The 10,335-nt window shown below is 46.7% G+C and carries 13 protein-coding genes and 1 tRNA gene; 5 read left to right on the forward strand and 9 right to left on the reverse strand.

From position 1 onward, the window contains the following. Positions 1–54: 54 nt before the first annotated feature. The 5 genes from ACR0QN_RS03735 to ACR0QN_RS03755 form a co-directional block, all read right to left on the reverse strand. Positions 55–669 (reverse strand): hypothetical protein, encoded by a 615-nt coding sequence (locus tag ACR0QN_RS03735; protein WP_432649852.1) that lies wholly within the window; start codon positions 667–669, stop codon positions 55–57. 10 nt (positions 670–679) lie between these two features. Continuing rightward, entirely contained in the window at positions 680–1,465 is a 786-nt protein-coding gene (locus tag ACR0QN_RS03740; protein ID WP_432649853.1) for a Nif3-like dinuclear metal center hexameric protein, read from the reverse strand. A gap of 16 nt (positions 1,466–1,481) precedes the next feature. Then, positions 1,482–2,423 carry a hypothetical protein gene (locus tag ACR0QN_RS03745; protein ID WP_432649854.1) on the reverse strand — a complete coding sequence of 314 codons (942 nt, stop codon included), beginning with the start codon at positions 2,421–2,423 and terminating at the stop codon, positions 1,482–1,484. Position 2,424: 1 nt separating this feature from the next. Beyond that, positions 2,425–3,105 (reverse strand): class I SAM-dependent methyltransferase, encoded by a 681-nt coding sequence (locus ACR0QN_RS03750; RefSeq protein WP_432649855.1) that lies wholly within the window; start codon positions 3,103–3,105, stop codon positions 2,425–2,427. A 174-nt stretch (positions 3,106–3,279) separates the two neighbouring features. Further along, positions 3,280–3,489: a DUF1858 domain-containing protein gene (locus ACR0QN_RS03755; RefSeq protein WP_432649856.1), complete on the reverse strand. Its 210-nt coding sequence runs from the start codon at positions 3,487–3,489 to the stop codon at positions 3,280–3,282. Positions 3,490–3,625: 136 nt separating this feature from the next. Between ACR0QN_RS03755 and ACR0QN_RS03760 the strand changes: the two genes are divergently transcribed. Together ACR0QN_RS03760 and ACR0QN_RS03765 are read left to right on the forward strand one after the other, a co-directional pair. Beyond that, positions 3,626–4,336, forward strand: coding sequence for a hypothetical protein (locus ACR0QN_RS03760; RefSeq protein WP_432649857.1), 711 nt, complete (start codon positions 3,626–3,628; stop codon positions 4,334–4,336). Beyond that, the gene (locus ACR0QN_RS03765; RefSeq protein WP_432649858.1) at positions 4,323–4,874 is read left to right on the forward strand and encodes a DNA-3-methyladenine glycosylase; all 552 of its coding nucleotides are present in this window, start codon (positions 4,323–4,325) and stop codon (positions 4,872–4,874) included. The genes ACR0QN_RS03760 and ACR0QN_RS03765 overlap by 14 nt, the downstream gene beginning before the upstream one ends. Before the next feature lie 37 nt (positions 4,875–4,911). Here the strand turns inward: ACR0QN_RS03765 and ACR0QN_RS03770 are convergent. After that, positions 4,912–5,000: transfer RNA gene (locus ACR0QN_RS03770), tRNA-Ser, on the reverse strand. Positions 5,001–5,171: 171 nt separating this feature from the next. On the opposite strand from ACR0QN_RS03770, the gene ACR0QN_RS03775 reads away from it, so the two are divergent. The 3 genes from ACR0QN_RS03775 (at position 5,172) to ACR0QN_RS03785 (ending at position 7,995) form a co-directional block, all read left to right on the forward strand. Beyond that, complete coding sequence (locus ACR0QN_RS03775) at positions 5,172–5,783, forward strand: hypothetical protein (protein ID WP_432649859.1); 612 nt, start codon at positions 5,172–5,174, stop codon at positions 5,781–5,783. A gap of 8 nt (positions 5,784–5,791) precedes the next feature. Further along, positions 5,792–6,976: a C39 family peptidase gene (locus ACR0QN_RS03780; RefSeq protein WP_432649860.1), complete on the forward strand. Its 1,185-nt coding sequence runs from the start codon at positions 5,792–5,794 to the stop codon at positions 6,974–6,976. A gap of 104 nt (positions 6,977–7,080) precedes the next feature. Beyond that, a complete protein-coding gene (locus tag ACR0QN_RS03785) occupies positions 7,081–7,995 on the forward strand; it encodes a chemotaxis protein (protein WP_432649861.1) in 915 nt (304 codons plus the stop codon). Positions 7,996–8,030: 35 nt separating this feature from the next. On the opposite strand, the gene ACR0QN_RS03790 is transcribed toward ACR0QN_RS03785, so the two are convergent. Genes ACR0QN_RS03790 through metA form a run of 3 tightly spaced genes read right to left on the reverse strand, consistent with a single transcriptional unit; the run spans position 8,031 to position 10,077 of the window. Further along, complete coding sequence (locus ACR0QN_RS03790; protein WP_432649862.1) at positions 8,031–8,333, reverse strand: MGMT family protein; 303 nt, start codon at positions 8,331–8,333, stop codon at positions 8,031–8,033. Next, positions 8,330–9,130, reverse strand: coding sequence for a 3'-5' exonuclease (locus tag ACR0QN_RS03795; protein ID WP_432649863.1), 801 nt, complete (start codon positions 9,128–9,130; stop codon positions 8,330–8,332). The genes ACR0QN_RS03790 and ACR0QN_RS03795 overlap by 4 nt, the downstream gene beginning before the upstream one ends. Positions 9,131–9,141: 11 nt before the next feature. Beyond that, positions 9,142–10,077 carry a homoserine O-acetyltransferase MetA gene (gene metA, locus ACR0QN_RS03800; protein WP_432649864.1) on the reverse strand — a complete coding sequence of 312 codons (936 nt, stop codon included), beginning with the start codon at positions 10,075–10,077 and terminating at the stop codon, positions 9,142–9,144. Positions 10,078–10,335: the final 258 nt, after the last annotated feature.

The raw sequence follows: 10,335 nt of genomic DNA on the forward strand, positions 1-10,335 counted from the left end.
CTCGGTAACGTACATATTGAAAACAAATCCTGCGATCAGATTCTTTTGTTTGGCTCAAGCTTTAAGCTTTTTCGACAGACTGTAGTAAAATTCTTCCGAATATTTTTCGGCGTCCTCGCCGTCTATCACCGCATACAAAAGGTGGGCTTTGGGAAAATAGACCGCCGCAGCGTCCTTGCCTATGTATTTTTCGCTTTCCCAGGGCTCGTCCGAGAAATAGAAAATGTTTCCCACCGCCTCCGTCTCGCTTACGGCAATGGTCAGAGTGTGGCGGTAATATCCCTCGGGGCGGCGTTTGTTTCCCTCAAAAAATTCGCTTTCAAGGGAGATTATTTTTCCCTTGCCGAAGTAGAAGTCACTCCATCTGCCAAGCTCCTTTATGGCATTTGCAATAGCCTCCGCAAGAATGATGAAATACACAATGATGAATCCGATACAGTCCGAAAAGCCCTCGGAAAGCAGTGCCTCGGTGCCGAATTTATCGAAATAAAGAAAAGCAATAAAGCCCGAGACAGCAATGACCGACAGGCAGAGGGCAGTGTGGATCGCAATGCTGTTCCACGCCCGCTTTCGCATATCATTTTTTAACGAGTAAAGCCCCTCAAGCTCTTCTGCTGTGATGCCGTTATAGTAATCCTGCCTGAGATTTATAAGCTTATATTCCCCCATAATGCTTACCTCAGAGAATATAACCTGCGGGGTCGGTGCAGCTTTTTGCCTCGGTAACGGTTATATCGGGAAAAGCCTCGGAAAGCAGCTTTTTCATAATGCCGCAGAATATCCGCTCGGTGTGGAAATGTCCGCAGTCGATTATGGTAAAGCCATCGTTACCCGAGTTGATAAATGCGTCGTGCTTGAAGTCTCCCGAAATAAGTGCGTCCGCACCTTTCCTTTGAGCAAGCCCAACAAAGCTTCCTCCCGAGCCTGAGCTTACGGCAATTTTTCGTATCTCCCTGCCGCCGACCGAAAATCTCACCGCAGAGCAGCCGAGAGCCGCTTTTGCCCTTTTTGCGGCTTCTTCGGGTGACAGGGGAGCTTTAAGCTCATATATCCTGCCCACCGAAAGTCCCTCTCCCGTTTCCTCAAGGGGAATAAAGCTTTCGGATAATCCAAGGGGCTCCGAAAGTAAGTCATACAGCCCCTTGTTCATTCCAAGAGGGGACATATCAAAGGGTGTGTGGGTGCATATGGCGGAAATTTCTGCCCGTATCATTCTGCCTACGGGAGAGCCTGCCATAACCGCTTTAAGAGGCGTGAAAATAACCGGGTGGTGGCTCACGATAAGCTCCGCATTTTCCGAAATTGCTTCGTCTATCACGTTATTTGTGATGTCAAGTGCGGTGATAATGCGGTGAACTTCCATTTCCGGGTCGCCTGCAAGAAATCCGCTGTTGTCCCAGCCTTCCTGAGTGGAAAATGGGATAACGCTGTCTATAAAATCATAAATATCCCGTACAGTTGTCATAATTTGCAGTCCTTTCTTATGCCTGCCGTCCCGAGCCTGCCGCAGAGGCAGCGGTGCAGAGCAGGTTGTATCTCACGATATCCCGATACTCGGGCTTTGCCATATAGTAAACATACTGCTCCGCAAGGTCGGGGAAAATATTTCCTCTGCCCTCAAGCTTGAAATTCACAAAGCCCATAGGAGCGTATTTTGTGTAAATATCCTTGGGAGAAATGTGGAGAGGGGAGTTTCTTCGTGTAAAGGCGTTGTTGTTCATATGAGGGCATTTCCATTCCTCTACCTTTGCCGTTCCCCGACGTATTTTTTCAAGCTCCTCGGGACAGCAATGCTCAAGCTGATATTTGCCGATAAACTTATAATGCTCCCCACGTCTCGGACAGTTCGGTACGCACACCGCATTGCAGAGAAGCTCGCATTTTTCTTTATGCGGCAGGTCTTTCAGCACATCAAAATTATTATTGAAATTATAGTCAAGCACCACAAGGCTGTAGTTTTTATCAAGCTCGGTTTTAAGCGCCGAAACATCGGTTATCTGCTTGCAGGTGGAGCTTGTAATTTTCATCCTCGGGTGAGTTTTTCTGATATGCTCCTCAAGAAGTGGCGAAAAAACAATGACCTCGTTGAGTCCATTGTCTGCGATATCAAGCACCCTGTTGCAGACGGGGTCGGCAAGCTCCTTTTCGGTGATGATCGGATTTGTGAATGTGAGACGGCAGGGAACGCCCAAAGCGTTAAAGCGTCCGAGGTACTGTGGAACCACTCTTTCCGTGGTGTTCATATCCATATATCCTGCAACGATACGTCCGCCGTTCCATATAAGTGGAAACGAGTCGAACACGCTGGCAATTTCCACCCCGTCATAAAACATCTGCGGAGCTTTTTTTATCATACCGATAAGGGCCATATTCATACTGCCCGTAAATCTGTCCATAAAATTCGGAATGTGAAATTTTACCATATCAAAGCTGCTCCTTTTCGCACATCTCCCGAAGTTCTCGGGATAATTCTGTAAGCTCTGCCGATCTGTCGGGATATTTTTCTTTCATTCCCTCGGCAGAGCGGGAGAGCCTGTCCGACTGCAAAAGGATATAATCCCTGTCCTCGGGAATACTTGGGTCAAGTCTGCCGCTTATTTCTTCGGCAGGGGAGAGCTTTCGGCATACTCCCGTATATCGGCATCTTATGACCGAATAGATAAATCTGCCCTCTTTTACGCCTTTTTCGCAGTCGGTCTCAAAGCCGTTTTCAGAAAGGAATTTTCTAAGCTCCGACGCCCTGGTCATAGGCTGTAGGATAAATGCCGCACCGCAGCTTTTTGACCGTTCATCGGCGGCGATTATCTTTGAGATAAGCTCGCCGCCCATTCCTGCAATAACGATATCCGTAACTCCCTCAAGAGGAATGTTTTTCAGTCCGTCAGACAGAAAAAACTCCGCCTTGTCCGAGATGTTTTCTTTATTAAACACGCTTTTTGCCGCTTCAAGGGGCATTTCGTTAATATCTGCGGCAATTGCCCTGCGGCATTTTCCCGTAAGTATCAGATGAGCAGGGAGATAGCCGTGATCTGTGCCTATATCGCATATAAGATCTCCCGTTACAAGCTCGGCGCACAGGAGAAGCCGTTTGTCTTTAAGTATCATTTATGATCCATCCTCTTTTGAGAGTTTTGTGTTTTGCGTCAGCAAATCGAGGCGACAGCCGAAGAAACAAAACTCGGAGTTTGAAAATCATTGATTTTCAAACTATACTGTCCTACCGTTTAAATAAAAATCGGGAAACGGCATTTTACCGCCGCTTCCCGTTTTGCTCAGAATTTATGCCTTCTGTGCGAAATGCTCGTTAAGCTTTGCAACGAGAGCGTTAACGTCTGTACCGTGAACGGCGCAGGCGTCGGCAATGGACTCGCCTCTTGATGCGGGGCAGCCGAGACAATGCATACCGATCTCGAAGAAGTAGGGAGCGGTGTCCATATCGGTGTCGAGGATATCTCCGATAATGGAGTCGGGTGTTACAGTATAGCTCATTGTTTTAAAACGACCTTTCATAAAAAATTATGTAAATATATTATAACCTATTTTTTTGATTTTTGCAAGAGTTTTCCTTGAAATATACAATTCATTGTGGTATAATTTTATTATATTTTTATAAAGGAGCTTTCAGATGGATCTCAAATATAAAATCAAACGTTTTTTCCGAAATATCGCCATTGAAAATCTTATGACCTACATCGCCGCATCTATGGCGATAATTTTTGTGGGCGACCTTTTTACAAACGGAATGCTGTCGCAGTTTCTTGCATTTGACAGGGCGGCGATACTTGATGGTCAGGTATGGCGGCTAATTACCTTTTTAATGCTTCCGCAGACAGGCAGCCCGATCTGGATAGTTTTCTCTGTCTATTTCTATTACTTTATCGGCAAGGCAACGGAAAATGAGTGGGGAAGCCATAATATGACGATGTATTTCCTGGTTGGAGCGGTGCTGCTGATAATAACGGGCTTTGCAACAGGGTACACAGATGTTTCTTATCTGTATTTCTCCCTGTTTCTGGTTTTTGCTCACCTTGACCCTCATCATCGGTTTATGATGTTTATGATCATTCCCATTGAGGCAAGGTGGATGGCAGTCATTGACGCTGTATTTATGCTTCTTGAATTTGTTCAGGCATTTGCGATCTATCCCATATCTCCCGCAGTAGGAATTGCATATCAGCTCCCTGTGCTTGCTGCATTTCTTGTATACGGCATATTTTTCGGAAAAGATCATTTCGGCGGACTGGTGAACAGATTCAGGCACCGTGATTTTTACCGAGAAATGAAGCAAAACAAGATAAAAATGTCTAAGAACGAGAGAGACAATGATGAAAAGTAAGTTTACCACTCTGGGAGCGGATTTTTTCGGGAAGGACTGTCTTGAGCTTGCTCCCGACCTGGTGGGTAAGCTTATCGTCCGAAAAATCGGTGACGAGGAGCTTGTCCTGCGGATAACCGAGACAGAAGCTTATCGTGGCGAAGAGGACACCGCCTGTCACGCTTCAAAGGGGCGCACTCCCCGGACGGAGCTTCTCTACCGTGAAGCGGGAACTATATATGTGTATCTTTGCTACGGTATGCATTGGCTGTTTAACATCATTTCGGGAGAACTTGAGCAGCCTCAGGGCGTTCTTATCCGTGCCTGCGAGAATTACGAGGGCCCTGCAAGGCTAACAAAATATCTGAAGATAGACAAAGCCTTAAACGGCAGCTCTGTCATCGGGAACCCCGAAATATGCATTGCAGACGATGGTTTCCGCCCCGAGATCGAGCGGCGCAGGCGTGTGGGCATAGATTATGCCGAGGAAAAGGACAGAAATGCCCTCTGGCGGTTTGCGGACAAGCGCACAAAGGACGTTTATAAAACGAAAAAGTAAAAATAAAAAGCGTTCTGCGGCTTGCAGAACGCTTTTTTGGCGGAGACGGCGAGATTCGAACTCGCGGGGGATCACTCCCTAACTGATTTCGAGTCAGCCCCGTTATGACCACTTCGATACGTCTCCGGATCTTATGTGACTATAATATTATATCACACCCGTAAAAAAAAGGCAAGAGGTTTTGGCAAAAAAATAATTTGTTTACAATTGAAACGGCATATCACCGTTTTGTACGGTTGCAAAATGAAGATAAATGTGATATAATGTAAGTTACTATGTGTTTAGGAGAAATTGCCGATGAGTGATGAAATAAAAAAGGACGATATGCCGCCCGAAGAGGAAGTCCCCGAGCTTAACGAAGACGGTGTGCCACGTCCTGCACCCGACCCGAAAAACAAGCTTTACACCTTTCTTTCCCTGCTTATTTTTGCCGTGCTTTATATCGGCTGGCAGCTTATCAAAGGTCATATATACTTTTCCTGCGCTTTGTACTCCGATGATTTTTCCGCCGAGGAAAGGGCTGCTGTAATGTCCGAAATACCGCAGTTTGATACAGATCTGCAGGCGGAGCTTAAATATGCAAGGCTCCATAAAAATTTTGACGGGAGCAGCTTTTATGCTGCATTCTCCCTTCCGACTGAAACAGCGGAGGACGAGGAGCTTATAGAAAAGCTTATTTCCTTTCCCTGCGGCGATCCCGAATATGATATCCGAATGACCGTATATCCCGACCCCGATGTTATCCCCGATTATGTTTACGGGGACAGCTATGTGAGTACGGAGGATCCGAAAATATCCTGTATGGTATATTCCGAGGGTGACTCCTGCACCGCTGTTTTCCGCATTGCGGATTATTCGGGCGATATTGAGCGCAGGATAGGAGAATGGGAGAAGATACCCGTTAAATGAGGTTTCAGATGTTAAGAAAAATATTATTCACCGCCGTTTTCTTTGTCATCGGCTGCGGTGTGTTCGGGACAGACGCTTCCGCCGCCGAGGAGTCCCACTTCGGATATACCGTCAGGGGCAGCTCTCTCACGGTTTTCGTAACCGACGGAGGAAAGTCCGATTACCGTCTCAGTACGGACGGAGGACAAAGCTATTTTAATGTAAAAATGCCCTTTACATTTCCAAGTCTCCCGGACGGTACATATCAGCTTCGGGTAATGTACGGGAATGGGGAGCTTTCCGAGGTAAAGCCTGCGGTCATCGGCAAAAGTCCTATATCCCCGGGAAACGAGATATTTATTGCAGTTTCGGGATATGCCGAGGAGACCCTGGGCAGCGGCAGGATCTCGGTGAGAATAAAAAATTTCGAGGAGAGCAAAAGCTACCTTATTTCCCTTGACGGCGGCAGGACCTGGAAGCCTGCTTCGGGAGAGGAAACGGAGATAACCGGGCTTAACTCGGGAGAGTATCGTGTGGACGTCAGATGCGTGGGTGAGCCGTCTCTTGCTTCAAGAAGCATTGACGTGGCAGTCCCCGTAAAGAAGCTTTCGGGAAGCGCAGCCCTGCGTGTACCCCTTATAAAGCAGCTGCCCGAGCTGCCCACAGGCTGCGAGGTCACAAGTCTTGCAATGGCGATCAACCATTACGGGATAAAAATATCAAAGACCGTTCTTGCGGATGTTTTTCTTGAAAAAGGAGAGTACCGTGCCGCAGATTACCGCAAGGTTTTCGTGGGCGATCCCCGTGAGGTCAATGCATACGGCTGTTATGCAGGTGTTATTGTAAAGTGTGCCGAAAAATTTTTTTGTACCGTTTCTTCAAGGAGCTTTGATGTAAAAAACGTGACGGGCTGCACGCCTCAGGCACTTTATGCTTATACGGATATGGGATATCCCGTTATCGTGTGGGTGTCAAATAAAATGCAGCCGACCTTTGAGGGACCTTCCTGGACCGACAGCGAAACAGGGGAGACCGTTACCTGGACGGGCAATGAGCACTGCGTACTGCTCACAGGCTATGACCTGAAGAAGAAATACGTGTATCTGAACGATCCTCTTTACGGCATCGTGTCATTCAAAATGGAGGATTTTGAGACCAGGTTTTACGAGCTGGAGCAGCAGGCAATTGTTATAGCGGAGACCACCGATAAATAATATGTTTTATGCATTTTAAACAAAGTTTTCAAAAAATTAACAAATGCTTTGGAGTTTTGTGATAAAATAAATAAAAGGAATATCTCCGAAAGGCGGTTACATATATGGACACAAAAATTCTTCTTGAAAGCGGTACCAACGAGCTTCAGCTCCTTGAATATACTGTGGGAAACAACAGCTACGGCATTAACATCGCCAAGGTGAGCGAGATAATGACCGATCAGGAGATAACACCCGTTCCCAACGGCCCCGATGTTGTTGAGGGCGTGTTTATCCCAAGAGACAAGCTTATTTCCGTTATCGACCTGCACAAGGTGCTCCACGTTCCCCAGACAAATTCCAGGAAAACCTTTATCGTCTGCCAGTTCAACCAGATGGTGGTGGCATTCCACGTTACGGCGGTAAAGGGCTTCCAGACCATTTCCTGGTCGGATATTGTCGAGCCTCCCGCAGTTTCGGGGGGACAGGACGGAATGGGCATATCCACAGGCGTTGCCAAGATAAACGGCAAGATACTTATGATACTGGATTTTGAGAAGATCGTTTCAGACCTCAACCGCAGCAATGGTATCGACACCACAGGTCTCAGCAGCGTTGACAAGGCAAGCATCGACGCAGGAAACAAGCGAATTGTGGTTGCGGACGACTCGCCATTCCTCAACAAGATGATAACCAGCACCCTTGCAGACACAGGCTTCAAGAATGTTGTTTCATTCCAGAACGGCGAGGACGCCTGGGATTACGTAAACACGTTCAAAAACCGCTGCACCGCCGAGGACATCACCGACAATATCGCCTGCGTTATAAGCGATATCGAAATGCCCAAGATGGACGGTCACAGGCTCACAAAGCTTATCAAGGACGATCCTGTGCTTAAATCTATCCCCGTTATCCTTTTCTCGTCCCTTATCGACGAGCAGATGATAAGAAAGTGCAAATCCGTCGGCGCAGACGCACAGTTCTCCAAGCCGCAGATAACCGAGCTTATCAGAACGCTTCTGAAGCTTATTTCACAGTAAAAATTTAACCTGAGAGGATCGATTCCCTCTCAGGTTTATTTTATTATACGCCACTTGTATTTATTGAGATCCACCTTGTAATTATTGACCTCAATGCCCTCAGCCTCTAATTTTTCCTTCTGTTTTTCTATACCGCCGAACGCAAAATTTCTTGATAAATTCCCATTGCCGTCAACCACCTTGTAGCAGGGGTATTTGTTTTCATCGGGATTACTGTGAAGGATATTTCCAACAGCACGTGCCGCTTTTTTATTTCCAAGAAATTCGGCTATCTGCCCGTATGTCACGACCTTGCCCTTTGGTATAGTCATAAGAAACTCAAAAACCTTTTCTTTCATCTTCCGCCCAGCCTTACTTCCGCACCTAAAAGCAGCTTTCCTTTGGCATTTTCGGTAAGCTTAGAAACGGTTATCTCCCGTACAAGATGAATATTCTCCTCAAATTCCTCCTGCCTGCTTCCCGAGACCGTTCCCACAGGACAGCCGCAGGCGGAAAGCAGAAGGGAGCCTTTTGCGTCCTTTTCTGCGGTGAGGACAGTGCCGTATCTGCATTTTGCACGTATATTTTCCTGATAAGCCTTTCTGTTACAGGAGACCGCCATTGTAAAATACGCACCGTTGTTTCGGTAATGCTCCTTCATTTTCTGATACACCCTATGAGTTGCAAGACAGTCGGACAGCGCACGGTGGGCGTTGTCGTTAATAACGCCGAAACGGGCGCAGAGAGCGGTGAGACTGTTTCCATAGCTGCCTGTGTGCATATGATTTGCAATATCGAGAGTGTCAACGCAGAACACCTCTAAATCGGACACCGCCTGCAAAAAACGCAGGTCGAAGCGGATAACATTGTGCCCGAGTATGGGCATATCTCCCAAAAATTCAAGAAAATGAGGCATTGCCTCCCCGATATCGGGAGCGCCCCTGACCATACTGTCATCTATCCCCGTAATTTCGGTAATGTACCTGTCAATGTGCCGATGAGGGTCAACAAGAGTGCTGAAGGTGTCGGCAACAGCGTCATTTACAACTCTCACCGCCGCAATTTCAATTATCCTGTCATTTTCGGGGCTAAGCCCTGTGGTCTCAAGATCGACCACCACATAATCGGAAATTATCCTGCTGTCAAAGGGCGGCATAAGCGACCTCCTTATTTTTCTATGACCACAGGCGTAAGCTTGTCAAGGTCATAGGGAGTTTCCTGATAAACGCAGTAATTTATCCAGTTTGAGAACATCATATTTGCGTGGCAGCGCCAGTTGAAATGAGGCGGCTGACCGATATCATTGTACGGAAAATAGTTGTAGGGCATATTTATTTTCAGCCCCTTTTCCACGTCACGCATATACTCATCACGGATAGTGAAGCGGTCATATTCGGAATGTCCCGTTACAAAGAACTGCCGCTGAGACTTGTCTCCCACGATGTGAATGCCCGAAATGGGGGAGGACGTGAGTATCTCAAGTCCCTTGACCTTCTCGATATCCTCACGCCTTACCTCCGTATGACGGGAATGGGGAACGAAAAATGTCTCGTCAAAGCCTCGGATAAGAGGGTGAAAAGGCAGCTCGATCTTGTGGGGAAAAATACCGAACATCTTCTCTTTGAGCTGATATTTTGGAATGCCGTAATGATGATAAAGCCCCGCCTGAGCACCCCAGCAGATGTGGAATGTGGAAAAAACATTTGTCAGCGACCAGTCCATTATCCTGCAAAGCTCGTCCCAGTAATCCACTTCCTCATATTCCATCTGCTCCACAGGCGCACCCGTAATAATAAGACCGTCAAATTTCTGATCCTTCACCATATCAAAGGTGGTGTAAAATTTGTTCAGGTGAGAAACGGGAGTGTTCTTTGAAACGTGAGAAGCGGTCTGCAGAAACTCAATGTCCACCTGAATGGGTGTATTACTGAGCAGTCTCAGTATCTGAGTTTCCGTTTCTATCTTTTTGGGCATAAGGTTAAGTATGGCAATTCTCAGAGGTCTGATATCCTGATGAGCGGCGGTGGTGCCTGTCATACAGAATATTTTTTCCTCTTTGAGAGTTTCGGCGGCAGGGAGATTATCGGGTATATTGATAGGCATTTTGATTTTGTCCTTTCAGATGTATTTATGGCTCAAACAAGCCGTTTATATTGAACGAGGAAAACTCGGGATAATCATATTCGGAGGGCATATAGTCATTTATGGTAACCTCTAAAAGCCCTGGTATTTAAACAAGCGGAATTATATGAGGAAAATTTTCCGTGTCAAAAGCCGAAACAGCCTCTATTTGACCACAAAATCCCCTCTATTATTGCCCTTTTTCCTCAAAAGGGCGCAGTTATCCCTTAACAGGTTGAT

The sequence above is a fragment of the Huintestinicola sp. genome, assembly GCF_050874005.1.
In the GTDB taxonomy this organism is placed as follows: domain Bacteria; phylum Bacillota; class Clostridia; order Oscillospirales; family Ruminococcaceae; genus Huintestinicola.